The organism is Actinospineispora eucalypti (genome assembly GCF_039543365.1).
Taxonomy (GTDB): Bacteria; Actinomycetota; Actinomycetes; order Mycobacteriales; family Pseudonocardiaceae; genus Pseudonocardia; species Pseudonocardia eucalypti.
Window position 1 is genome coordinate 118056 of sequence record NZ_BAABJP010000057.1, and the last position, 24273, is coordinate 142328.

General features: G+C 72.2%; 24 protein-coding genes. 6 read left to right on the forward strand and 18 right to left on the reverse strand.

Annotated elements, in window-relative coordinates; translation table 11 throughout:
- Window positions 1-12 precede the first annotated feature (12 nt).
- From carB to pyrR, 5 genes are read right to left on the reverse strand one after another with little or no spacing between them, the layout of a single operon-like run.
- Window positions 13-3339, reverse strand: a complete 3327-nt coding sequence (carB, locus tag ABEB12_RS37535; protein WP_185060601.1) for a carbamoyl-phosphate synthase large subunit — start codon at window positions 3337-3339, stop codon at window positions 13-15.
- A complete protein-coding gene (gene carA / locus ABEB12_RS37540) occupies window positions 3339-4448 on the reverse strand; it encodes a glutamine-hydrolyzing carbamoyl-phosphate synthase small subunit (RefSeq protein WP_185060600.1) in 1110 nt (369 codons plus the stop codon). Before carA ends, carB begins: the two co-directional genes overlap by 1 nt.
- Window positions 4445-5737, reverse strand: a complete 1293-nt coding sequence (locus ABEB12_RS37545; RefSeq protein WP_185060599.1) for a dihydroorotase — start codon at window positions 5735-5737, stop codon at window positions 4445-4447. The genes carA and ABEB12_RS37545 overlap by 4 nt, the downstream gene beginning before the upstream one ends.
- A 1-nt stretch (window position 5738) precedes the next feature.
- Window positions 5739-6689, reverse strand: coding sequence for an aspartate carbamoyltransferase catalytic subunit (locus ABEB12_RS37550; RefSeq protein WP_185060598.1), 951 nt, complete (start codon window positions 6687-6689; stop codon window positions 5739-5741).
- Window positions 6686-7288: a bifunctional pyr operon transcriptional regulator/uracil phosphoribosyltransferase PyrR gene (gene pyrR, locus ABEB12_RS37555; protein ID WP_345703486.1), complete on the reverse strand. Its 603-nt coding sequence runs from the start codon at window positions 7286-7288 to the stop codon at window positions 6686-6688. Before pyrR ends, ABEB12_RS37550 begins: the two co-directional genes overlap by 4 nt.
- Before the next feature lie 262 nt (window positions 7289-7550).
- Between pyrR and bldD the strand changes: the two genes are divergently transcribed.
- Window positions 7551-8039: a transcriptional regulator BldD gene (gene bldD / locus ABEB12_RS37560; RefSeq protein WP_185060597.1), complete on the forward strand. Its 489-nt coding sequence runs from the start codon at window positions 7551-7553 to the stop codon at window positions 8037-8039.
- 227 nt (window positions 8040-8266) lie between these two features.
- On the opposite strand, the gene nusB is transcribed toward bldD, so the two are convergent.
- The 3 genes from nusB to ppk2 all read right to left on the reverse strand — a co-directional run bounded on the left by nusB (window position 8267) and on the right by ppk2 (window position 10782).
- Window positions 8267-8689: a transcription antitermination factor NusB gene (gene nusB, locus ABEB12_RS37565; protein ID WP_185060596.1), complete on the reverse strand. Its 423-nt coding sequence runs from the start codon at window positions 8687-8689 to the stop codon at window positions 8267-8269.
- A gap of 27 nt (window positions 8690-8716) precedes the next feature.
- Window positions 8717-9814, reverse strand: a complete 1098-nt coding sequence (locus ABEB12_RS37570) for a M24 family metallopeptidase (RefSeq protein WP_185060595.1) — start codon at window positions 9812-9814, stop codon at window positions 8717-8719.
- A 161-nt stretch (window positions 9815-9975) separates the two neighbouring features.
- A complete protein-coding gene (gene ppk2, locus ABEB12_RS37575) occupies window positions 9976-10782 on the reverse strand; it encodes a polyphosphate kinase 2 (protein WP_185060594.1) in 807 nt (268 codons plus the stop codon).
- A 20-nt stretch (window positions 10783-10802) separates the two neighbouring features.
- On the opposite strand from ppk2, the gene ABEB12_RS37580 reads away from it, so the two are divergent.
- Window positions 10803-11096 carry an ArsR/SmtB family transcription factor gene (locus tag ABEB12_RS37580; protein WP_345703494.1) on the forward strand — a complete coding sequence of 98 codons (294 nt, stop codon included), beginning with the start codon at window positions 10803-10805 and terminating at the stop codon, window positions 11094-11096.
- Here ABEB12_RS37580 and ABEB12_RS37585 read toward each other — a convergent pair.
- The 4 genes from ABEB12_RS37585 to ABEB12_RS37600 are packed head-to-tail and all read right to left on the reverse strand — an operon-like array spanning window position 11093 to window position 15728.
- The gene (locus tag ABEB12_RS37585; protein ID WP_345703495.1) at window positions 11093-11629 is read right to left on the reverse strand and encodes a GTP-binding protein; all 537 of its coding nucleotides are present in this window, start codon (window positions 11627-11629) and stop codon (window positions 11093-11095) included. The two genes, ABEB12_RS37580 and ABEB12_RS37585, sit on opposite strands and share 4 nt — an antisense overlap.
- Window positions 11630-11669: 40 nt before the next feature.
- Window positions 11670-12224, reverse strand: a complete 555-nt coding sequence (locus tag ABEB12_RS37590) for a DUF742 domain-containing protein (protein ID WP_221497672.1) — start codon at window positions 12222-12224, stop codon at window positions 11670-11672.
- A 14-nt stretch (window positions 12225-12238) separates the two neighbouring features.
- Window positions 12239-12664 carry a roadblock/LC7 domain-containing protein gene (locus tag ABEB12_RS37595; RefSeq protein ID WP_185060591.1) on the reverse strand — a complete coding sequence of 142 codons (426 nt, stop codon included), beginning with the start codon at window positions 12662-12664 and terminating at the stop codon, window positions 12239-12241.
- Window positions 12654-15728 (reverse strand): nitrate- and nitrite sensing domain-containing protein, encoded by a 3075-nt coding sequence (locus tag ABEB12_RS37600; RefSeq protein ID WP_185060590.1) that lies wholly within the window; start codon window positions 15726-15728, stop codon window positions 12654-12656. The genes ABEB12_RS37595 and ABEB12_RS37600 overlap by 11 nt, the downstream gene beginning before the upstream one ends.
- Window positions 15729-15939: 211 nt before the next feature.
- On the opposite strand from ABEB12_RS37600, the gene ABEB12_RS37605 reads away from it, so the two are divergent.
- Together ABEB12_RS37605 and ABEB12_RS37610 are read left to right on the forward strand one after the other, a co-directional pair.
- Window positions 15940-16647 carry an MBL fold metallo-hydrolase gene (locus tag ABEB12_RS37605; protein WP_185060589.1) on the forward strand — a complete coding sequence of 236 codons (708 nt, stop codon included), beginning with the start codon at window positions 15940-15942 and terminating at the stop codon, window positions 16645-16647.
- 9 nt (window positions 16648-16656) lie between these two features.
- Entirely contained in the window at window positions 16657-16815 is a 159-nt protein-coding gene (locus ABEB12_RS37610) for a hypothetical protein (RefSeq protein ID WP_345703487.1), read from the forward strand.
- Here the strand turns inward: ABEB12_RS37610 and aroQ are convergent.
- The 4 genes from aroQ to ABEB12_RS37630 are packed head-to-tail and all read right to left on the reverse strand — an operon-like array spanning window position 16812 to window position 19713.
- Window positions 16812-17252, reverse strand: a complete 441-nt coding sequence (gene aroQ / locus ABEB12_RS37615) for a type II 3-dehydroquinate dehydratase (protein ID WP_185061345.1) — start codon at window positions 17250-17252, stop codon at window positions 16812-16814. The genes ABEB12_RS37610 and aroQ overlap by 4 nt on opposite strands.
- A gap of 8 nt (window positions 17253-17260) precedes the next feature.
- The gene (gene aroB / locus ABEB12_RS37620) at window positions 17261-18352 is read right to left on the reverse strand and encodes a 3-dehydroquinate synthase (protein ID WP_185060587.1); all 1092 of its coding nucleotides are present in this window, start codon (window positions 18350-18352) and stop codon (window positions 17261-17263) included.
- Entirely contained in the window at window positions 18349-18882 is a 534-nt protein-coding gene (locus ABEB12_RS37625; RefSeq protein ID WP_221497671.1) for a shikimate kinase, read from the reverse strand. Before ABEB12_RS37625 ends, aroB begins: the two co-directional genes overlap by 4 nt.
- A gap of 30 nt (window positions 18883-18912) precedes the next feature.
- On the reverse strand, window positions 18913-19713 hold the full coding sequence (locus ABEB12_RS37630) for a TetR family transcriptional regulator (RefSeq protein WP_221497670.1): 801 nt from the start codon (window positions 19711-19713) through the stop codon (window positions 18913-18915).
- 155 nt (window positions 19714-19868) lie between these two features.
- Between ABEB12_RS37630 and ABEB12_RS37635 the strand changes: the two genes are divergently transcribed.
- Window positions 19869-20306: a nuclear transport factor 2 family protein gene (locus ABEB12_RS37635; protein ID WP_185060586.1), complete on the forward strand. Its 438-nt coding sequence runs from the start codon at window positions 19869-19871 to the stop codon at window positions 20304-20306.
- A gap of 2 nt (window positions 20307-20308) precedes the next feature.
- Here the strand turns inward: ABEB12_RS37635 and aroC are convergent, their stop codons facing one another.
- Window positions 20309-21493, reverse strand: coding sequence for a chorismate synthase (aroC, locus tag ABEB12_RS37640; RefSeq protein ID WP_345703496.1), 1185 nt, complete (start codon window positions 21491-21493; stop codon window positions 20309-20311).
- 56 nt (window positions 21494-21549) lie between these two features.
- Entirely contained in the window at window positions 21550-22188 is a 639-nt protein-coding gene (locus tag ABEB12_RS37645; protein WP_185060585.1) for a prepilin peptidase, read from the reverse strand.
- Between the two features lie 263 nt (window positions 22189-22451).
- Here ABEB12_RS37645 and ABEB12_RS37650 point away from each other — a divergent pair.
- Window positions 22452-24273, forward strand: a 1822-nt coding sequence (locus ABEB12_RS37650) for an HNH endonuclease signature motif containing protein (protein ID WP_345703488.1), incomplete at its 3' end; no start/stop codon positions are given.

The window sequence follows — 24273 nt, forward strand, 5'->3', positions numbered from 1 at the left end:
CAAGGCGGGGGTTCACGCGGGCTCCGGGCGGGACTTGGTGAGGGCGGCGTGCAGGTCCTGGAGGGAGCGGACGGTGAGCGTGCCCTGTTGCTGGGCCTCTACGCCCTGTACAGCGGCGGCGGCGGCCTGGACGGTGGTCAGGCATGGGACGCCCCGGGAGACCGCCGCGGTGCGGATCTCGTAGCCGTCGACGCGGGGGCCGGGGTTGCCGTACGGGGTGTTGATGATCATGTCCACCCGGCCGGCCAGGATCGCCTCCACGATGTTGTCCGGCCCCTCGAAGTGCTTGCGCACCACGGACACCGTGATGCCGTTGCGGCGCAGCACGTCCGCCGTGCCGGCGGTGGCCAGCACCTCGAAACCCAGGTCGGCCAGCCGCTTCACCGGGAAGATCATCGCCCGCTTGTCCCGGTTGGCCACCGAGACGAACACCCGGCCGCCGGTGGGCAGCGAGCCGTAGGCGGCGGACTGCGACTTGGCGAAGGCGGTGCCGAACGCGGTGTCGATGCCCATCACCTCGCCGGTGGACTTCATCTCCGGCCCGAGCAGCGAGTCCACGCCGTGCCCCTCGGGGGTGCGGAACCGGTGGAACGGCAGCACCGCTTCCTTCACCGCGACCGGCCCCTCGGTGGGCAGCTTCCCGCCGTCCCCGTCGGCCGGCAGCAGGCCCTCGGCGCGCAGCTCGGCGATGCTCGCGCCGAGCATGATCCGGGCCGCCGCCTTGGCCAGCGGCACGGCGGTCGCCTTGGACACGAACGGCACGGTGCGGGACGCGCGGGGGTTGGCCTCCAGCACGTACAGGGTCTCCCCGTGCAGCGCGTACTGCACGTTCAGCAGCCCGCGCACGCCGATGCCGTGGGCGATGGCCGCCGTGGACCGGCGGACCGCCTCCAGGTCGGTGCGGCCCAGGGTGATCGGCGGCAGCGCGCAGGCGGAGTCGCCGGAGTGCACGCCGGCCTCCTCGATGTGCTCCATCACGCCGCCGAGGTAGACCTCCTCGCCGTCGCACAGCGCGTCCACGTCGATCTCGATGGCGTCGTCCAGGAACCGGTCCACCAGCACCGGGTGCTCCGGGCTGACCTCGGTGGCCCGCTCGATGTAGCCGGCCAGCGTGGCCTCGTCGTAGACGATCTCCATGCCGCGCCCGCCGAGCACGTAGGACGGCCGCACCAGCACCGGGTAGCCGATCTCCTCGGCGATCCGCCGCGCCTGCTCGAAGCTGGTCGCGGTGCCGTAGCGGGGCGCGGGCAGCCCGGCCCGCTCCAGCACCGCGCCGAACGCGCCCCGGTCCTCGGCCAGGTGGATGGCCTCCGGGCTGGTGCCCACCACCGGCACACCGGCGTCGGCCAGCCGCTGGGCCAGGCCCAGCGGGGTCTGCCCGCCCAGCTGCACGATCACCCCGGCCACCCCGGGGCCGCCCGCGCCGGAGGCCTGCTCGGCGTGTACCACCTCGAGCACGTCCTCGAAGGTGAGCGGCTCGAAGTAGAGCCGGTCGGCGGTGTCGTAGTCGGTGGACACCGTCTCCGGGTTGCAGTTGACCATCACGGTCTCGTACCCGGCCGCCCGCAGGGCCATCACCGCGTGCACGCAGGAGTAGTCGAACTCGATGCCCTGGCCGATCCGGTTCGGCCCGGAACCCAGGATGAGCACCTTGGGACGCTCGGTCTGCGGGGCGATCTCCGACTCCGCCGCCGGGTCGGTCTCGTAGGCGCTGTAGTGGTACGGCGTGCGCGCGGCGAACTCGGCCGCGCAGGTGTCCACGGTCTTGTAGACCGGCCGCACGCCCAGCCGGTGGCGCAGCCGCCGCACGCCGTCCTCCCCGGCCAGCTCGTCCCGCAGCGCGGCGATCTGGCGGTCGGAGAGGCCGGCCCGCTTGGCCCGGCGCAGCAGCCCGGCATCCAGTACCGGCGCGTCCAGGACCTCCGTCCGCAGCTCCACCAGGGCAGCGATCTGGTCCACGAACCACGGGTCGATGCCGCTGCGCCCGGCCACCTGGGCGACCGTCGCCCCCAGCCGCAGCGCCCGGTCCACCGCGTAGATCCGCCCGTCGGTGGGCCGGGCCACCGCGTCCAGCGCGGCGTCCAGTGTCTCCCCGACCGGGTCCGGCTTCGTCCAGAAGCCCGCCGCCGAGGTCTCCATGGAGCGCAGCGCCTTGCCCAGGGCCTCACCGAAGCTGCGCCCGAGCGACATGGCCTCGCCGACGCTCTTCATCGTGGTGGTCAGCGTGGTGTCCGCGCCGGGGAACTTCTCGAAGGCGAACCGGGGCACCTTGACCACGACGTAGTCCAGCGCCGGCTCGAAGGACGCCGGGGTCTCGCCGGTGATGTCGTTGCGGATCTCGTCCAGCGTGTAGCCGACGGCCAGCTTGGTGGCGATCTTGGCGATGGGGAACCCGGTGGCTTTCGAGGCCAACGCCGAGGACCGCGACACCCGGGGGTTCATCTCGATGACCACCAGCCGGCCGGTCTCCGGGTGCACCGCGAACTGGATGTTGCAGCCGCCCGTGTCCACGCCGACCGCGCGCAGCACCGCGATGCCCACGTCCCGCATGTGCTGGTACTCGCGGTCGGTCAGCGTCATGGCCGGCGCGACGGTGATCGAGTCACCGGTGTGCACGCCCATCGGGTCGATGTTCTCGATCGAGCAGATGACCACCACGTTGTCGTTGCGGTCGCGCATCAGCTCGAGCTCGTACTCCTTCCAGCCCAGCACCGACTCCTCGACCAGGATCTCGGTCACCGGGGAGGCGTCCAGCCCGATGGTGGCCAGGCGCTCGAGGTCGTCCGGGGTGTAAGCCAGGCCGGAGCCCAGGCCGCCCATGGTGAACGACGGCCGCAGCACCACCGGCAGGCCCAGCTCCCCGACCGCCGCACGCACCTCGTCCATCGAGTGGCAGACCTGGCTCCGCGGCACGTCCCCGCCCACGCCGAGCACAATGTCCTTGAACTTGAGCCGGTCCTCGCCGCGCTGGATGGCGTCGATGTCCGCGCCGATGAGCTCCACGCCGTAGCGCTCCAGCACGCCCTGCTCGTGCAGCGCCACGGCGGTGTTCAGCGCGGTCTGCCCGCCCAGGGTGGCCAGGATCGCGTCCGGCCGCTCCGCCTCGATCACCTTGGTGACGAACTCCGGGGTGATCGGCTCCACGTAGGTGGCGTCGGCGAACTCCGGGTCGGTCATGATCGTCGCCGGGTTGGAGTTCACCAGGGAGACCCGGATGCCCTCCTCGGCCAGCACCCGGCAGGCCTGGGTGCCCGAGTAGTCGAACTCGCAGGCCTGGCCGATCACGATCGGCCCCGACCCGATCACCATGACGTGGCGTAAGTCGGTCCTCTTCGGCATCAGCGGGCCCCCTGCATCAACTCGACGAACCGGTCGAACAGCCCGGCGGCGTCGTGCGGTCCGGCCGCCGCCTCCGGGTGGTACTGCACGGAGAAGGCCGGCACGTCCAGCGCCCGCACGCCCTCCACGGTGCCGTCGTTCGGGCAGCCGTGGCTGAACTCGGCCGGGCCGAACGGGGTGTCGAACCGCTCGCCCAGCTCCCCCTCCAGCGCGAACCCGTGGTTCTGCGCGGTGATGGCCACGGTGCCGTTCGAGTTGTCGATCACCGGGATGTTGATGCCCCGGTGCCCGTAGCGCATCTTGTAGGTGCCCCGGCCCAGCGCGCGGCCCAGGATCTGGTTGCCGAAGCAGATGCCGAACAGGGGGATGCCCCGCTCCAGCACCCGCTCGGTGAGCGCCACGGCGGCATCGGCGGTGGCCGGGTCGCCCGGCCCGTTGGACAGGAACACCCCGTCCGCGCCCAGCTCCAGGATCTCCTCCAGCGAGGCGGTGTACGGCAGCACGTGGGTCTCGATGCCGCGCGCGGCCATCATCCGGGGGGTGTTCGACTTGATGCCCAGGTCCGGCGCGGCCACGGTGAACCGTTTCCCGCCGTCGGCGGGCACCACGTAGCGGGTCCGGGTGGACACCTCGCCGGTCAGGTCGGCGCCCGCCATGGACGGGCTCCGCCGCACCCGGGCGATGAGCTCCTCGGTGTCCGCCAGCGCGTCGCCGGAGAACACCCCGGACCGCATGGCCCCGCGTTCTCGCAGATGGCGGACCACGGCGCGGGTGTCGATGCCGGCCACGCCGACGATCCCCTGCCGCTCCAGCTCGTCCTCCAGGGTGGTGGACGAGCGCCAGTTGGACGGTATCCGCGCGGGGTCCCGCACCGCGTAGCCGGCCACCCAGATCCGGTCCGACTCGTTGTCCTCGGTGTTCCAGCCGGTGTTGCCGATCTGCGGCGCGGTCTGCACCACGATCTGGCGCCGGTAGGACGGGTCGGTGAGCGTTTCCTGGTAGCCGGTCATGCCGGTGCTGAACACCGCCTCGCCCAGGGTCTCCCCGCGCGCGCCGTAGGCGGTGCCGGTGAACACCCGGCCGTCCTCGAGGACCAGCTTCGCCGTCATTTCTGAACCTCCCCGTCAAGTGCCGTGACGCGGCCGCGCAGCAGGGTGGCGACCACCCGCGCGGGCAGCCGCATGCCCTCGTACGGCGTGTTGCCGGCCAGGCTGGCCAGGCGTGAGCCGCGGACCGTCCACTGCGCGTCCGGGTCCACCAGGGCCAGGTTGGCCGGCTCGCCGACCTCGATCGGCCGGCCGTGGTCGGGCAGCCCGGCGATCTCGGCCGGCCGCTCGGACAGCACCCGGGCGACCCCGCGCCAGTCCAGCAGCCCCGGCTCCACCATGGTGTGCGCGAGCACGGACAGCGCGGTCTGCAGGCCGAGCATGCCGGGCTTGGCCGCCGCCCACTCGCAGTCCTTGGCCTGGGCCGGGTGCGGCGCGTGGTCGGTGGCCACGCAGTCGATCACCCGGTCGGCCAGTGCCTGGCGCATGGCGGCCGTGTCGGCCCCGGTGCGTAGCGGCGGGTTGACCTTGTTCACCGGGTCGTAGCTGGTCAGCAGGGCGTCGGTGAGCAACAGGTGGTGCGGCGTGACCTCGGCGGAGACCCGCACCCCGGCGGCTTTGGCGGTGCGCAGCACCTCCACGGTACGCGCCGAGGACACGTGGCAGACGTGCAGCGCGGCGCCGGCGTCGCGGGCCAGCGCGCAGTCCCGGGACACGATGGTCTCCTCGGCCACCGCCGGCCAGCCGGCCAGGCCCAGCCGGGCGGCCACCACGCCCTCGTGCGCCTGGGCGTCCCCGGTCAGCCTCGGGTCCTCGGCGTGCTGGGCGATCACCACGTCCAGCGCGGTGGCGTACTCCAGCGCGCGCCGCATGAGCAGCGGGTCGTGCACGCACCTGCCATCGTCGGAGAACATCCGCACGCCGGCCGCCGACGCGGCCATGGTGCCCAGCTCGGCCAGCTTCTCCCCGCCGAGGCCCACGGTCACCGCCCCGACCGGGTGCACGTCGACCAGGCCGACCTCGGCGCCCCGCCGGTACACGTGCTCCACGATGACCGCGTTGTCCGCCACCGGGTCGGTGTTCGGCATGGCGAACACGGCGGTGAACCCGCCCAGCGCGGCCGCCATGGACCCGGTCTCGATGGTCTCCGCGTCCTCCCCGCCGGGTTCGCGCAGGTGGGTGTGCAGGTCCACGAAGCCGGGCAGCAGGACGAACCCGCCCGCCTCGATGACCTCGGTGCCTTCTCCGGCTTCGATCCCGGTGGCGATCTCGGCGATCACCTCGTTGCGCACCAGCACGTCCACCGGGTCACCCTCGCCGTACGGCTTGGCGCCCTTGATCAAGACATCCATCTCAGCGAACCTCCGGGGCGCCGGCCAACAGGTGGTACAGAACGGCCATCCGCAGATGCACGCCGTTGCGCACCTGTTCCAGCACCGCCGCGCGCGGCGAGTCGGCGACCGCCGGCGCGATCTCCATGCCGCGCACCATCGGTCCCGGGTGCAGCACCACGGCGTGCTCGGGCAGCATGGCCAGCCGCCGCTCGTTGAGCCCATAACCGATGGCGTACTCCCGCGCGCTGGGGAAGAACCCGCCGCGCATCCGCTCGGCCTGCACCCGCAGCATCATCACCGCGTCCAGGCCGGGCAGCTCGGCGTCCAGGTCGTGGCTCACCCGGCACGGCCAGTCGCCGACGCCGACCGGCAGCAGGGTGGGCGGGGCGACCAGCCGCACCTCGGCGCCCAGGGTGGCCAGCAGCATCACGTTGGACCGGGCCACCCGGCTGTGAGTGATGTCACCGACGATGCCGATTCGCCTGCCGGCCACCGAGCCCAGCCGGTCGCGCAGCGTGGCCGCGTCCAGCAGCGCCTGGGTGGGGTGCTCGTGGGTGCCGTCCCCGGCGTTCACCACCGCTGGTCCTGACCCGCCCGACCCGCCCTCCCGGCCCAGCCAGGCGGCCAGCCGGTGCGCGGCGCCGGAGGCCGGGTGCCGGATGATCACGCAGTCGGCGCCGGCGGCGGCCAGCGTGGCGGCGGTGTCCTTGAGCGACTCGCCCTTGGACACCGAGGAGCCCTTGGCGCTCACGTTGATGGTGTCCGCGCTCATCCACTTGCCGGCGATCTCGAAGGAGACCCGGGTGCGGGTGGAGTCCTCGTAGAACAGGGTGATCACGGTGCGGCCGCGCAGCGTGGGCAGCTTGTGCACCTCGCGGCCCAGCAGCGCCTGCTTGAGCCGGTCGGCGGTGTCCAGCAGCGAGGTGGCGGTGGCGGCATCCAGGTCGCTGACGGAGAGCAGGTGTCTCATTCGGCACCCCCCGTTTCGGGCCGGTGCAGCAGCACCGCGTCCCGCCCGTCCACCTCGGTGAGCAGCACGGAGACCTGCTCGCCGCGCGCGGTCGGCACGTTCTTGCCGACGTAGTCGGCGCGGATCGGCAGCTCCCGGTGACCCCGGTCGACCAGCACGGCCAGCTGCACCGCGCGGGGCCGGCCGAAGTCACGCAGCGCGTCCAGCGCCGCCCGCACCGTGCGGCCGGAGAACAGCACGTCGTCCACCAGGACGACCAGCTTGTCCTCGATACCGCTGTCCGGGATGGCGGTGGGCTCCAGCGAGCGGGCCGGGCCACGCCTCAGGTCGTCCCGGTAGAGCGTGGCGTCCAGCGTGCCGACGCCCGGGCTCGCCCCGGCGAACTCGGCGATGGCCGCACCGAGCCGGCGGGCCAGCGGCGCGCCCCTGGTCGGCAGGCCGAGCAGCACCACCTGGTCGGCGCCGGCCGGTTCGAAGGCGGTCTTCTCGATGATCTGGTGGGCAATGCGCGCGACCGTGCGGGCGACATCCGAGGCGGAGAGCAGTTCGGTGCCCGCTCCGTACGCCTGGTCGCCACGCGCGCGCCGGGATGACGCCACGCGAGGAACTCCTTTCCCGCCTCACTGGACGGCCTTTAAAGGACATCGGAACGCTACCAAAGGCACCCCGCACACCCAGCCGAAGGGTGCATCGGCAATCAACCGACCGGGTGGTGTCGGACGCTGGGTAGCCCAGCCAGGGGAGACCAACTTGACCTCGTGACGGAAACGAGCGCATGATTACTCTGCGTATTGATCACAACGCCCCCCGCCCACCGCGCTGACGGCGTGCCAGGGGCACCCTGAAACGGAGATTCGCCACATGGGCGACTACGCCAAGGCGCTGGGTTCCAAGCTCCGCGCCATTCGGCAACAGCAGGGCTTGTCGCTGCACGGCGTCGAGCAGAAGTCTGGCGGCCGATGGAAGGCCGTGGTTGTCGGATCCTACGAACGGGGCGACCGCGCCGTCACCGTGCAGAAGCTGGCCGAACTGGCCGACTTCTACGGGGTGCCGGTGGCCGAGCTGCTGCCCGAAGGGCGCGTTCCGTCCGGCGCCGAGCCCGCCACCAAGATCGTTATCAACCTGGAACGACTGCAACAGCTGCCGGCCGACAAGGTCGGCCCGCTGGCCCGCTACGCGGCCGCCATCCAGAGCCAGCGCGGCGACTACAACGGCAAGGTGTTGTCCATCCGCACCGAGGACCTGCGCTCGCTGGCGATCATCTACGACATGACTCCGGGTGAGCTCACGGAGCAACTCGTCGACTGGGGAGTACTCCCCCCCGAGGCCCGCCCGGCACGAGAGGACTAGCGCGGCCGACGGCACGCGCACGGCCACGCCCACATTGCCGATCTTGCCGGGCTGGCCTTGCGCGTGTCTCGCGGCTGCGGACGGCGCCAAAGCCGCCCGGCACCTTCGCCGAGTCAACCGAGTTGTCGATCACCATGCGCCCGGGGAGCCGCGGTTAGCCGGCCAAATCGACTGAACCGTACTGCTGAACCGACTGAATCAGCGTGCTGAAGCGACCGAATCGGTGGTCAGGCCAGGCCGGGGCGGATGTGGTCGGCCAGGTCGGAGATGCGGCCCAGGACGCCGTTCACGAAGCGCGGTGAGTCGTCGGTGGACAGCGTGCGGGCCAGTTCCACCGCCTCGGTGATGGCCACCGGGTCGTCGATCTCGTCCACCCAGAGCAGCTCGTAGATCCCGATGCGCAGCAGCGTCCGGTCGACCGACGGCATCCGGGCGACCGACCAGCCCTCGGCGTGCTCGGCGAGCAGCTCGTCGATCCGCTCCTGGCGCTCCACCACCCCGGTGACCAGCATCGCCGCGTAGTCGGAGACCGGCGGGGCGTCGTCGGTCTCCTGGCGCTCCTTGAGCACCACCAGCGGGTCCGCCCCGCGCGCCTCGGACTCGAACAGGATGTCCAGCGCGCGCTTCCGAGCCTTCGTCCGCGCTCTCACCGGTGCATCCTCCTGCTAGTGCCCGCGTCAGAGCGCGAGCAGCTCCCGATCGGTCCGGGTGAGCAGCTCGGCGCCGTGTGCGCGGATGACGAGTGTGTCCTCGATACGGACGCCGCCCCGGCCGGCGAGGTAGACGCCGGGCTCGACGGTGACCGTCATGCCGGCGTCCAGGGTACCTTCGCTGCCCGGGCCCAGAGCCGGTGCCTCGTGGATCTGCAGCCCGACGCCGTGCCCCAGGCCGTGCGAGAACTCCTCACCCCGGCCGGCGTCGGCAATGACCGCGCGGGCCGCCGCATCCACCCCGGCCAGCTCGGCGCCCACCCCCAACGCCTCCCGGCCGGCCCGCTGCGCCGCCGCCACCAGCTCGTACACCTCCCGCTGCCAGTCCGCCGGGTCGCCCAGCACCACCGTGCGGGTCATGTCCGAGTGGTAGCCGTCGCGCAGCGCGCCGAAGTCCAGCTTCACCAGGTCGCCGGCGGCCAGCTCGGCGTCGGTCGGCCGGTGGTGCGGGATGGCCGAGTTCGGCCCGGCGGCCACGATGGTCTCGAAGGACGGCCCCTCGGCGCCGTGCCGCCACATCCGCCGCTCCAGGTCGGCGGCCACCTCGCGCTCGGTGCGGCCGGGCCGCAGCCCACCGGCCCCGACCAGCTCGGCCAGCGCGCTGTCGGCGATCGCGCAGGCCGCGCGCAGCGCCTCGATCTCCGCGTCGTCCTTCACCGCGCGCAGCCGCTGCACCAGGCCGGGGGCGCGCCGCAGGGCCAGCCGGGGGGACTCCCGGCCCGCCAGGTCGACCAGGCCGGCGTGCGCGTCCACGGTGAGGTGCCCGGACTCGAAGCCCAGCCGCCGGATCCCGACCACGCCGGCCTCCTTCACCACCGCCGAGGCGCAGGCCCGGTCGATCAACCGGTGCAGGTCGGGCACCTCGGCGGCGGACTGCGTGCGGTAGCGGCCGTCGGTCACGAACCGGCTGTCCCGCTCCCCCTCGGCGTGCACCAGCAGCGCCGCGTTCGAGCCGGTGAAGCCGCTCAGGTAGCGCACGTTCACCAGGTCGGTGACCAGCAGGGCGTCCAGCTCGGCGGCGCGCAGCAGTGCCCGCAGCGACTCCCGGCGGGCGGCAGGTGTCATACCCCCCACCTTAGAGCGCATCTCCGGACCAAGACGTTGATCTTGTTCGGATGCGGGGTTTCATGGTCACGTAGCGGCCAGAGACCTTACCCGCGAGTAGAACGTCTCCCATTGCTACTTGATCACCAACTGTCCGGAGTTCGAAGATGCTCGCTCAGGTCTCAGACCAGCGTCGCGGCGTGGTCCGGCACCTGGGTGAACATGTCCCGGGGCGGGCGCTGGTAGCCGCTGCCGGGCGGGCGCTCGGGCAGAACCAGCTCCGGCGGCTCCACGTGCCGGTAGGGCACGCTGGACAGCAGGTGGGCGATCATGTTGATCCGCGCGCGCCGCTTGTCCTCCGCCTCGACCACCGCCCAGGGCGCCTCGGCGATGTCGGTGCGGGCGAACATCTCGTCCTTGGCCCGCGAGTAGTCCTCCCAGCGGGTGACCGACTCCAGGTCCATCGGGGACAGCTTCCAGCGGCGCATCGGGTCGTTCAGCCGGTCGGCGAACCGGCGCTCCTGCTCCGCGTCGCTGACCGAGAACCAGTACTTGCGCAGCAGCACGCCGTCCTCCACCAGCAGCCGCTCGAACACCGGCGCCTGCCGCAGGAACCGCTCGTACTCGCTGGGCGTGCAGAAGCCCATCACGCGCTCGACGCCGGCGCGGTTGTACCAGCTGCGGTCGAGCAGCACGATCTCCCCGGCCGCCGGCAGGTGCTCCACGTAGCGCTGGAAGTACCACTGGGTGCGCTGGCGCTCGGTGGGCGCCGGCAGCGCGACGATCTTGCACACCCGGGGGTTGAGGAACTCGGAGACCCGCTTGATCGCGCCGCCCTTGCCGGCCGCGTCCCGGCCCTCGAAGACCACCACCAGCCGGCTGCCGCTGGCCCGCACCCACTCCTGCAGCTCGACCAGCTGGCCCTGCAGCCGCAGCAGCTCGCGCTCGTAGACCTTCTTCGGCAGCTTCTCGTTGCCCGTGTCCGCCATGACCGCACACCTTAGAGCTGCTGCGCACCTCGGAGCGCACGGCCGGGGAGATCGCCGAGGCGTTCCCGGTGAGCCGCCCGGCGATCAGCCGGCATCTCCGGGTGCTGCGCGAGTCCGGGTTGGCCACCGTGCGCGCGGACGGCCAGCGCCGGCTGTACGCGCTGGACCCCGGGCCGCTCGAGGAACTGGACGCCTGGCTCGAGCCGTACCGGCTGTTCTGGGCCCGGCGGCCGGCCGCCCCGGACGTCGAGGTGCGGCGCGACGACCGGATCCACACCGACCAGTTGCGCGCGTCCCACGACTCAGTGCCCTAGGCGTTCGCGGAGACCCTCATCAGCAGCACCTGGTCGAGCAGCGCGATCAGCACGCCCTTCACCGACTCCCGGTCCCGGGCGTCACAGTCCACCACCCGGACCGTCTCGTCCACGCCGAGCGCCTCACGGACCTCGGCCAGGTCGAACGTGTCCGCGCCCTCGAAGTTGTTCACCGCGACGACGAACGCCTCGCCCCGGCTCTCGAAGTAGTCCAGCACCGGGTAACAGTCCTCGATGCGACGGGTGTCCGCCAGGATCACCACGCCCAGCGCACCCTCGGCGAGGTCGTCCCACAGGAAGGAGAACCGCTCCTGCCCCGGGGTACCGAACAGGAAGAGGATCATCGTCTGGTCCAGCGTGATCCGGCCGAAGTCCAGCGCCACCGTGGTGGTGGACTTGTCCGGCAACAGCGTCGCGTCGTCCACCTTCGTGGACAGGTCGGTCATCGCCGCCTCGGTGACCAGCGGTTCGATCTCCGAGATCGCGCCGATGAACGTGGTCTTCCCTACCCCGAAGCCGCCGCTGATGACCATCTTGATCGACGCGGGGCTGACCGACGGCGCGGGTTCCTGCTCAGAGCGCCCGTACAAGGTCCCTGATCCTTTCGATGACGTCGACCGACAGCTCATGCGGTTCGAGCAGCCTGACGTGGTTGCCGTAATACAGGTCGGAGGCGAGTACCTTAGCCACCCCGACCGGTACCGCAAGCTGCGCGGCGACCTCGGCCAGCGAAACGGGCCGCTGGGCGAGCTCGATGATCCGGCGCTCCTCGAAACGCAGGGACGCCGACCTCGCCGTCGGCATCGCCTGCAACAGCGTCTCCAGCTTGAGCCCGGTGTAGGTGGGTTGGGTGCGTCCGCCGGTGACCACGAACGGGCGCACCCGCGCGACGTCGCCGTTGCCTCCCGACCGGGCCGGCTCGGCCCGGAACCCCACCTCCGCGGGCGCCCGCCGCTCGGCCCGCTCCGGTCGCTCCTCTTCGGGCTCCGGCTCGGGCTCCACCGGCGGCACCGCCCGCACCGGTTCGACACGCTCGTGCTGGGCCGGCGGGTCCGGCTCCAGCCACGGCGGGCGGGGTAACCAGGCCTCGAGCCCACCGGGCTGGCCGCTCGGTGGTTCTTCGGGCACGCGCGGGGCGTCCATTACCGGGCCAGCGCTTCCCGAAGCTCCGAGATCAGCGCCGGGTTCAGCAGATCTCCCGCGCGCTCCACCAGCACCGCGATCTCGTAACCGATCAGTCCGATGTCGCAGTTCGGCTCGGCGAGCACGGCGAAACAGCTGCCGTCCGAGATCGTCGAGACCAGCAGGAACCCCTTCCGCATCTCGATCATGATCAGGCGCAGGCCCTCGAAGTCGTAGTACCGGGCCGCGCTGCGGGACAGGCTGGCCAGTCCGGAGACCAACGCGGCCAGCCGGTCGGCCGAGTCCCGCTCCATGCCCTCGGAGGCCGCGATGAGCAACCCGTCGGAGGACACCGCCACCGCGTCCCGGACACCGTCGGTCTCCCGGACGAAGTTGCTGATCAACCAGTTGAAACTCTGCGGATCGGCACGCAACTCAGCGGTCACTCGATCCTCCTTGCCCGGAGTTGTGCGGGCTCAGCTGACTCTCCCGCTCGTTTCGGAGATCCCGGGGAGGCGCCGCGTGCGCCCCCCGCTGGTGCCCAGAACGATACGACGAAAGCATCGAACCGATCTCACTCGGTGACCGTTCCCTGGTCGGCATCTCCTCCGCCGGGCGGGTGACCACCCGGGGCAGCGGACGTGCCGTGCGGGGCTGCCGCTTGACCAGACCGTTGCGTGTGCGGGCACGTTCGGCCCGCACGTCGACCCGTTCCCGGGGCGGAACGGACGGCCCGTGCACCGGTCCGAGCGTCTGTGCGCCCGGGGGCGGACCGGTCGGCGCGGGCACCGTGGGCACCGGCGCAAGCCCGGCGGCGGCCGGTTCCGCCCCGGTGGAGGTGCCGTCCGGCTCGCCGGTCGAAGGCGTTCCTTCGTGCCGGCCGCCCGACGACGGGGTCTCCTCCACCGGCGGGCTCTCGTTCGAGGCGTGCGCCCCCAGCGCGGGTTCGTCGTCCGGCCGAGACGGTTCCCCATCGGTCGGCGGCGCGCCGAACGCCGGGAACACCTGCGTCTCCTCGATCGACCCGACCGGTTCCGAAGAGTGCCGCGACTGGTCCGGGGCCTGCGCCCCGGCCGGGTCCGCGTGCATGGGATCGGCCTCCCTGGCCTCGTCGCCGGGCGGCTCGGCCGTCCCCGGCAGGGTCGAGTCGGCGTTTGAGTCCGTGATTCGGTCCGCACCGGCGAACTCGGGCTGGGCCGGTTCGTCCCGGTCGGGCTCGGCGTGCCGGCCGTTCTCCGTGCTGGCCGCGGCGGGCCGCTCCGCCAGCTCCGGGGCCGACCGGGCCATGGGCACCCCGCCCCCCACCCGGGCCGGCGGCGGCGGTGGCCGCCGGGGGAACCGCGCCCCCTGCGGCACGCGCGCCCCGGTCAGGCCGAACGGGTCGTCGGCGATCGGCTGGCCGACCGGGTCCTCGATCGGCTCGGCGCCGAACATCTCCGGCTCGGTGAACGTGGCGACCGGTCCCCGCTCGGCGCCGGGCGACGGCGGCTCGTCCCCGGGACGGACGGTGGGCTCGACGACCAGTTCGGCCGGCAGCACCAGCCGCGCGGTCACGCCGGTGATCGCGCCGGGGGCCAGGCTGACCTCCGCGCCGAGCCGCCGGGCCAGGCGGCCGACCACGTAGTGGCCGAGGAACTTGGTCGGCGCGGAGAGGTAGTTCTCCTCGTCGTGCAGCCGGGAGTTGGCGGTGGCCAGCGCGTCCGGGCGCATGCCGGCACCGTGGTCGACCACCGCGATGGTGTACTGGTTGCCGATCTTGCGCCCGAAGATCTCCACGTCCACGTCCGGCGGGGAGAAGGACAGCCCGTTCTCCACCAGCTCTGCCAGCATGTGGGCGACGTCGGTGACGGCGGCGCCCGCGATGTGCACCTCGTCGATCCGCTTGAGCGTGACCCGCCGGTAGTCCTCCACCTCGGACAGCGCGGCGCGGATCACGTCCACGATGGGCTGCGGGCTGGACCACGGCTTCGGGCCGGCCTCGCCGACCAGCACCAGCAGGCTCTCCGCGTTGCGGCGCATCCGGGTGGCCAGGTGGTCCAGCTCGAACATGTTGGCCAGCGTGCCCGGGTTCAGCTCCTCCCGCTCGAACTCGCTGATCAGCGACAGCTGGCGGCGCACCAGGTTCTGGTTGCGGCGGCCCAGGTTCGCCAGGGCGACCGTGGTCTTGCGCCGCACCATCGCCTGCTCGGTCGCCAGGGACAGTGCCGTGCTCTCCATCCGGAGCAGCGCGCGGGCCACCCGCTTGATCTCCGCGCCGGCGTGCGCCGGCACAACGACCGGGGTCGGCGGGGGCAGGGTGACCGACTCGTCGGTGGTGTTCTCCAGCCGTTCCACCGCCTCGGGCAGCCGGCGGGCCGCCACGTCGTCGGCGTCGGTGGCCAGCACGCCCAGCGGGCCGATGATCGACCGGGCGGCCCCGATCACCAGAGCCATCACCACGCCGATGCCCACCAGCGCCACGAACAGCAGGGCGACCAACTGGCGCAGCGCGCCGTCCCGCAGGCGCTCGGCGAGGGTGGTCACGTCGGCGCCGGTCTGCTGCTGAACGGTCCGCAGGCCGTCCACGACCGAGCTCATCTGCTCCCACCAGGCCTGCGCGTTCACGTCCCGGGAGAGCCGGCCGTTGGTGGCGGCCGCCGCGACCGCCTCCATGCCCGTCGCCTCGCCGGCCGACGGCGACTGCAGCACTGCCTCCAGCGCGCGGCTCTCCTCCGGGCCGGCCTGGTGCTGGAACAGCTCCAGCGCCTGGTCCTTCCGCGCGCGCAGCTGCGCGAAGCTCGTGTACTGGGAGTACGGGAAGTCCTGCCCGATGAACACGCCCAGCAGCAGCCCGCGCTCGGCGGCCGCCGCCTCCTTGCCGTCGGCCAGCGAGTACAGCGCCTGCAGGCCCTGCCGCAGCCCCGGGTCGGAGGACTGGTCGATGCCGAGGTAGAGGTAGTTCAGCTCACCGATGGCCTCGGAGTAGAACCCGAACGTCGGGTTCGCCTGCGCCCGGTCGGCGTCCACCTCGGTGCGCACGGCGGCCAAGGGGTTCAGCTTGGCCAGCGCGGCGCGCACCTCGGTCACCTGCCCGGGCGGGTTGTCCGGGTCGGAGAGGGTGGCGTTCAGCCCGGACAGCGCCGCGTCGGTGCGCGGCCGCTGCGCGTTGAGCGCGTCCCGGTACCCACCGCCGTTGAGCACGCCGTTGGTCAGGCCCCGCTCCCGCTGCAGCTGGTGGACGATGTCCTGCAGGGTCAACGAAAGACCGACCGCCTTGGTGGTGGCGACCGCCTCCCGGTACCCGCTCAGCTGGCCGGCCACCATGGCCCCCATGGCCAGCGTGACCAGCAGCAGCGACGCGACCAGAATCCGGCTCAGCTTCGCCTTGATCGAACGCGGCCGAAAGATCACCCGGGCCAGGCGGAGCGGGAACGAGGGACGGTTGGGCGGTTCGGACCGGGCGGGCGGCGCCTCCGCGTCCTCGGGGGTCACGCCCGGATCGACCGGATGGTCCGCGTACCGTCGATTCACCACTCCTCCGTCCACCCCTGGCCGCCGCGGTCTCGTTTCGACCCCCCGAGTAGAGACCCAGCCCCACGCAGAATTCGTCGGCAGCGTAGCTAGTGCGGAGGCCATTAAGTAACCCTCTCCTGGCCAATCATCAATATTAACGATCGTGTGGGTGCCGATCTCCCCACGAACCGCCCAACGGACGCGCCGCGGCGGGGCTTAGGGTGGCGGCATGAGCGATCAGGTTTACTTCCGGCAGCTGCTGTCCGGGCGGGACTTCGCGGTCGGCGACCCGATCGCCACGCAGATGGTCAACTTCTGCTACCTGATCGGCGACGCGGCCACCCGCGAGGTGGTGGTGGTCGACCCCGCCTACGCGCCGAACGAGCTGCTGGACGTGATCGCCGCCGACGACCTGCGGCTGACCGGGGTGCTGGTCACCCACCATCACCCGGACCACGTCGGCGGGGACCTGATGGGCCACCAGTTGTCCGGGCTGGCCGACCTGCTGGCCAAGGCACCGGTACCGGTGCACGTGAACCGGGACGAGGCGGAGTGGGTGCGCCGGTCCACCGGGGTGTCCGCCACCGACCTGACCCCGCACGAGCACGACGACGAGATCCGGGTGGGCGACGTGCCGATCCGGCTGCTGCACACCCCCGGCCACACACCGGGCAGCCAGTGCTTCCTCGTGGACGACAAGCTGGTCGCCGGGGACACCCTGTTCCTGCAGGGCTGCGGGCGCACCGACTTCCCCGGCGGCGACCCGGACGCGATGTACGCCAGCCTGCAACAGCTGTCCGGCCTGGCCGGCGACCCGGTGGTGCACCCGGGCCACATGTACTCCGCCGACCCCAAGGCGCCGCTGTCCGAGGTACGCCGCACCAACATGGTGTTCCGGGCCAGCTCCCTGGAGCAGTTCCGGTCGATGTTCGGCTGACGCTAGGCCGTGTTTAAGAAGTCCCGGTCGATGGGCTTCGTGATCCAGGTGGTTTCCGGCAAGGCGGAGGCATGGCCTCGTACCGGGGTACGTGGCCGTGCCGACAACGCGGCCGGGGACCGCCTGGGCGCGAAGACCGCGATCGAGGGCTTTTTAAACACGGCCTAGGCCCGGAGGGTGCCGTAGTCGGCTATCCAGTGCAGGGCCAGCTGGTAGCCGCGCACACCCAGGCCGACGATCACGCCGGTGGCCACCGCGCTGATGTGGCTGTGGTGGCGGAACTCCTCGCGGGTGTGCACGTTGCTGATGTGCACCTCGATCAACGGGGCGGTGAGCATCGCGCAGGCGTCCCGGACCGCGATCGAGTAGTGCGTCCACGCGCCGGCGTTGAGTACCACCGGGGTGCCGGCGTCGGCGGCCTCGTGCAGCCACTCGAGCATCTCGCCCTCGTGCTCGGTCTGCCGCACGGCGACCTTCATGCCGAGCTCGTTGCCGGTGCGCAGGCACAGTTCGACCAGGTCGGAGTACTTGGTGGTGCCGTACACGTCGGGCTGCCTGGTGCCCAGCCGGCCCAGGTTCGGCCCGTTCAGCACCAGCACCTGCATGTCGGCACTCATTCCGGGTCCCGGCAGGTCGCGGCGTACGCGGTGGCCAGCAGGTCCTCTTCCGGGCCTTCCAGCCGACCGGGTTTGGCCAGTCCGTCCAGCACCACGAACCGCAGCTTGCCCGCCTTCGCCTTCTTGTCCAGCGCCATGCCGGCCATCAGCTCGGGCAGCGCGTCCGGCCGGTATCCCACCGGCAGGCCGAGCGCGTGGAGCACCGCGCGGTGACGGTCGGCGGTCGGGTCGTCCAGGCGGCCGGCGGCCCGGGCCAGCTCGGCGGCGAACACCAGCCCGACGCTCACCGCGTCCCCGTGGCGCCAGCGGTAGTCCTCCCGGCGCTCGATGGCGTGGCCGAGGGTGTGCCCGTAGTTGAGGATCTCCCGCAGGTTGGACTCCCGCAGGTCCGCCGACACCACGTCGGCCTTGACCTGGATGGACCGGCGGACCAGCTCCGGCAGCACCTCGCCGGCCGGGTCGAGCGCGGCGGCCGGGTCGGCCTCGACCAGGTCCACGATCACCGGGTCGGCGATGAACCCGGCCTTCACCACCTCGGCCATCCCGGGGCGGAGCTCATCGGCGGGCAGGGTGCGCAGCGTGTCCAGGTCGACCAGCACGGCGGCCGGCTCGTGGAACGCGCCGACCAGGTTCTTGCCGGCGGCGGTGTTGATCCCGGTCTTGCCCCCGACGGCGGCGTCCACCATGGCCAGCAGCGTGGTCGGGATGTGCACCACCCGCACCCCGCGCATCCAGGTGGCCGCGACGAACCCGGCCAGGTCGGTCACCGCGCCACCACCGAGGCCGATCACCGCGTCGGCCCGGGTCAGCCCGACCCGGCCGCACACCTCCCAGCAGAACCCGGTGACGGCGAGCGTCTTGCCGTCCTCCGCGTCCGGCACCTCGGCGCGGTGCGCGTCGACGCCTTCCGCCGCCAGCTCGGCCCGCAACGCCTCGGCCCGCCCGGCCAGGGTCGGCTGGTGCACGATGACCGCCTTGGTCGCACCGTCCAGCGCGGCCAGCACGTCGGTCCCAGGGATGCCCCGGCCGACGGTCACGTCGTACGGGCGCTCCGCGTTGACCTTGATCCGTACGGCCGGGGAGGTCATGCGCCGCTCACCGGTCGGGCCTCGAGCGCGGCGAGCACGTCGGCGACCACGTCCTCCACCGGGCGTTCACTGGTGGGCACGGTCGCCTGGCTGACCGCCTCGTACACCGGCCGCCGCTCGGTGAGCAGCTGGCGCAGGTGCGCCCTCGGGTTGGGCAGCAGCCACGGGTGCAGCGGTACCAGGCCCTCCCGCTTGAGCAGGTTCTCCAGATCGACGTCCAGGAACACCACCCGGTGGCCGGCCAGCAGCTCGGCGGCGCCCGGCGCGGTCGGCGTGCCCCCGCCCAGCGCGAGCACGCCGTCGAAGCTGGTCAGCACCTCGCCCAGCAGCTCGGCCTCGAGCTCCTGGAAGCGCTCGCGACCCAGCTCGACGACCAGCTCACCGGCCTCCAGCCCGTGCGCGGCCCGCATGTCGTCGTCGAAGTCCTTGAAGCCCAACGCCAGCCGCTCCGCGATGCGCCGGCCGACCGTACTCTTGCCCGAGCCCGGTGGCCCCACCAAGATCGCCGCGGGCCTGATCCCGTCTCCCACCTGCTCAGCCTAGACGAGCACGTCGACCCGTCATTCGGGCACGCTCCCGTTGCCCCCGCCACCGGACCCGTTCCCCCCGCCACCCGGCCGGTTGCTCTCGCCACCCGGCCCGTTGCCCCCGCCGTCCGCACCCGCCGGGGCGCTGGCCGACCCGGTGTCCCCGCTGTCTGAACCAGTGCCCGCACCGGCCGAACCGGTGCCCGCGCCGTCCGCGCCCGCCGGGGCGCCGGCCGGCTCGGCGAGAACGGCCCGCAGCAGCGTCCGGGCGGTCCAGCGCATGATCTCCCTCGACTCATCGACGTCCAGCCCACAGACATCCCGGGCGGAGACCATGGCCTCCGCGCCGAACACCAGCGTGATGGCCAGGCTGAGCTTGCGGTAGCGGTCGGCCGGCAAGGTCTCGCGCAGCGGGGCGAGCGCACCCTCGACCAGGCCCACCCGGGTGATCCCGCGCACCGGAACCCGCTCCTCCGGAGGCCGCTCGGCCTCCTCGAACCACCGTTCCTGGATCGCGCTGAGCACTCCCCGCCACAGCGCCTCGTGCCGCAACTGCATGCTGGTCACCCGGTCCACCATCTGGTCCAGCCGCTGCTCCGGATCCGCCGGCAGCTCGCCGAGCAGCTCGTCCACCGCGGGTTGCAGCTGCCGGGTGGCCACCTCGAGCAGCAACGGCCGCATGCTGGAGAAGTAGCGGTACGCGGTCGCGGTGGACACCAGCGCCTCCTCAGCGACCTCGGCGAGCGTGGGCGACTGGCCCTGTCCGACCAGCCGCACCGCCGCGTCGATCAGCGCGAGGCGGGTCCGCTGTTTCTGAAGGTCCCGGATCACCATGCAACTATTCTATTGACATGAGAATCCTTTCTCATGACGATTGGGTCATCGCACGACCGTACTAGAGCCTGTTGGCGGGCTCCCGTCGAATCTGGGCGCGCTGGCGCCGTTCCGCGCCGACAGCGAAGTCCGCCAACCGGCTCGGAGGGGAAGCCATGGACCGCACCGAGATGGACGAGATCATGGGGCGGCACTATGCCGCCGAAGCCGCGCACGATTTGGAGGCATTGATGGGCACGCTCGCCGAGGGGGCCGTGCACGACGTGATCGGCGACCCTGACGGGGCGCTGTCGGACCCGGCGGACATCCGCTGCCGCTACGCCCAGCTGTTCGCCGACTTCGACAACGAGCGGGTTACCCCGATCCGCCGTCTGTACGGCGACGACTTCATGGTGGACGAGGCCATGGTCACCGCGCGGGCCGTCGGCCAGCCGTTCGGCCTGCCCGGCGGCAACCGCGAGGTCACCTACCGGCTACTGCACGTGTGCGAGTTCCGGGACGGCGGCATCAGCAGCGAACACGTCTGGCTGGACGTGGCCGCCATCGTGGCGCAGCTGGCGCCGTCGCCCGAGGCCGCCGAGGCCGCCGTCTGAGCTCAGTGGCCGAGCTGTTCGGCGGCGGCTGCCTGGTACGCCCCCAGGTTGCGGGCCGTCTCCGCCACCGAGTCGCCGCCGAACTTCTCCAGCGCCGCCTGCGCCAGCACCAGCGCGACCATCGCCTCGGCGACCACACCGGCCGCGGGAACCGCGCACACGTCCGACCGCTGGTGGATGGCCTGCGCCGGCTCGCCGGTGGCCACGTCCACGGTGGACAGCGCGCGGGGCACGGTGGAGATCGGTTTCATCGCCACGCGCACCCGCACCGGCTCGCCGTTGGTCATGCCGCCCTCGATGCCGCCGGCCCGGTTGGTCAGCCGGTCCACCGGTGCGCCGGGCACCATCTCGTCGTGGGCCGCGCTGCCCCGGCGGCGGGCGGTGCGGAACCCGTCACCGATCTCCACGCCCTTCATCGCCTGGATACCCATCAGCGCACCGGCCAGCCTGGCGTCCAGCCGCCGGTCGGACTGCACGTAGTTGCCGACACCGACCGGCATGCCGTACGCGATCACCTCGACCACGCCGCCGAGCGTGTCGCCGTCCGCCTGGGCCGCGTCCACCTCGGCCACCATCGCCTCGGTGGCCGACTCGGCGTAGGCCCGCACCGGGCTGGAATCCACCCGCTCCAGGTCAGCGGGGCCGGGCAGCTCGTCGTCAGGCGCATCCACGGAGCCGAGCGCGACCACGTGCGACACGATGTCCACGCCGAGCGCCTGCTTCAGAAATGCCTTGGCCACCGTGCCGAGCACCACCCGGGAGGCGGTCTCCCGCGCGCTGGCCCGCTCCAGCACCGGGCGGGCGTCGTCGAACCCGAACTTGGTCATGCCGGCAAGGTCGGCATGACCGGGCCGGGGCCGGGTCAGCGGCGCGTTGCGCGCCCGGTTGGCGATCAGTTCCGGGTCCACCGGGTCGGCCGCCATCACGGTCTCCCACTTCGGCCACTCGGTGTTGCCGATGCGCACCGCGACCGGCCCGCCCTGCGTCACCCCGTGCCGGATGCCACCGATGATCTCGAGCTCGTCCGCTTCGAACTTCATCCGGGCGCCCCGGCCGTAGCCCAGCCGGCGCCGTGCCAGCTCGGCGGCCAGTTCCTTGGATGTGATCTCGACACCGGCCACCATGCCCTCGAGCACCGCAACCAGCGCCGGCCCGTGCGACTCACCAGCGGTCAACCAACGCAACACGGTCCCGATTGTCTCACGCACCGGTCCTCACCTCCGCGTCGGCGGCAGCCGCGGCCTCACGCACCGGCACCCACCCCCGCACCGGCGGCCACCGCGAGGACCAGCCACGCGGCGAACAGCATCGCCGGCCCGTGCGGCACCGCCGCCCCGGGACTCAACCGGCCGCTCAACAACCCGCCGGCCAGCACCGACGCGGTGAGCACGGCGGCGAGCACGGTCGCCACCGCCAGCGCCGCCAGGGATGCGGCGCCCAGCCCGGCACCGAGCGCGGCGGCCAGCTTCACGTCACCAGCACCCAGCGCGCCCGGCGCCACCAGCCGCACTGCCAGGTACCCGCCGAACAGCAACAGGGCTCCGAGCAGCGCCCGCGACACCGCGACACCGCCCAGCGGCACCGTGGCGAGCACGGCGGCCGGCACGGCGGGCAGGGTCAGCGCGTCCGGTAGGCGGCCATGCACCAGGTCCACCGCCCCGGCGGCCACCCCCAGCCAGGCGAGCCCGAGCAGCAACGGCAGCCACCGCCAGGACAGCCCTCCACCGCCCCACCAACCACCGGCGCCGGCCCACAGCGCGCCGACCGCCAGCTCGCACCAGGGCGGCCGGAGCCGCGCGCCGCGCCGCAGCCGGCCGAGCACCGCCCTGGCGGCCGCACCGGCCAACATCCCGAGACCGCCGAAGAACACCACATGTGCCATGCCCCCAAGGTTGCTGGCCGGGCGGTGCGGGGGCCATCGACCTCGGCGAAGCTGTGGATGGACGGGGGCGATGTGTACAACTCGGCCGTTCCGCGCCGCGACGGCACGGAGTTGTCGGACCGCTGTGCTAGTGCCCGATAGACGGGTTTCGAGGTGTTGACCTGCCAGGTTCCCGGGTTGTGGTGGCCTCGGACCAGGCTCGCGTTGATTCGTGGTTCCGGGTTCGCCGAAATGTGTCGGCGGTCGAACGTATAATCGAACACATGAGCGACGGGCTTGGTGAGCGGCTGGCGGGGATGCCCGTCGGTCCGGAGCTGGCCGCTGTGTTGGCGTCGGTGGATGTGACGGCGGTGCCGAACGGTTCGGTCATCGATGTGTTGCAGGCGTCGGCGCGGCAGCGGGCGTACGCCGATGGGGTGTATCTCGGGGCGGTGGCCTCGACGCTGGAGCGTGATCCCGCCGCAGGGCCTGGCTCGGTGGCCCGGCTGGTTGAGCCGCACCGCTACGCGCCGGATGAGGTGCGGGCCACGTTGGTGATGACGCGGCGGCAGGGGTGGAGTGAGTCCGAGTTCGCCTATGCCCTGTGTCGAGGTTTGCCCTCCGTGCATGCGGAGATGCTGGCCGGGCGGATCGACCGGGACCGGGCGTGGGTGTTCGTCCACCACCTGGCCGGCCTACCGGCCGGGTTGATCGCCAACGTGCTGAACGCGGTATTGGCGGCGGCGCCCGGGTTGACCACCGGGCAGCTACGCGCCCGCATCCTGAAGCTGATCCTGACCGCCGATCCAGACCACGCCCAGGATGCCTACCAGCGGGCATTGGGTGAGCGGGCGGTGGTGGGCTATCTGAACCCGGACGGCACCGCGGTGATCAGCGCGTCGGGTCTACCCCCGGACGAGGCCGCCGCCGCGGCCGAACGCATTGCCGCGCTGGCCCGGGCGGCGAAACGCGCCGGACACCCCGGCCGGGTCGACCAGTTGCGCGCGGACATCTACCTACGCCTGCTCGATGGCCGCTTCCACCACCTGACCCACACAGAGATGATCACCGCTCTGCTCGCCGAGGCTACCCAGACCCAAACCCCACCGGCCAACCCCCCAACCGCCGAAGCGACGCCGGTGCGAGCCACACCCCTAAAAGCCACGACGGACAACGCTGTGGCGGCCGAACATCCGGCGGGCACCGAGCCGGACAGCGCCGAGCCGGACGGGGACCGTTTGGATCGTGCCGAGCCGGCCTGGACGGCACCAGATGACGCCCCGCTGGCCGGGGATGGCCCGCGCGACGATCAGCCGGCTTCCGTGTCTCGAAGGACGGCCGGCGAACGCGAGCCCCTCGGACGGGTGGCCGGGATCGAGGTCCGCGCCCGGCTCGACAGCCTCGCCGGGGTCAACGACCTGCCCGGCGAACTGCCCGGCTGGGGGCCGATCCTCGCCGACACCGCGCGACGGGCGGTCGCCCGCCAACACCAGGGGCAATGGCGATGGGCGGTCACCGACCACGAGGGCTACCTACTCGCCGAAGGCCTCACCCGCCGAAGACCCACCACCGGCCCACCCGGACACCACGCCGAGGGCGGGATCGTTGAGCTGGCCATCCCGGCCACCGTGCTGGCCCGCCTGGCCGAAGACCCACCCCAGGCCTGGGCCGGGGTGATCACCGACATCTCCACCCAGTACCAACATGCCCGCACCGCGCCCCGCCCCGACCGGGACAGCCGGCCGGGGCGACGGTTGCCCGGACACGCGCTACGCCGGTACGTGCAGATCCGCGACCGCACCTGCACCGCACCCGGCTGCCGGCGCCCCGCCACCCAATCCGAACAAGACCACACCCACGACCACCAACACGGCGGCCCCACCACCCACACCAACCTCGGACCCGGCTGCAAACACGACCACCGGCTCAAACACGAAGGAGGCTGGACCGTCACCCAACCCCCAACCAGGGAGGTTCATCTGGATCAGCCCACTCGGCCGCCGCTACCACACCAGAGGAGAACCCATCACCGACCCAGAACCCGGGTCTATCCCGTGATCGGTGTTTCCGGCGGTTCGGTTAGTAGCTCTCAGCTGCCGGCCAGCG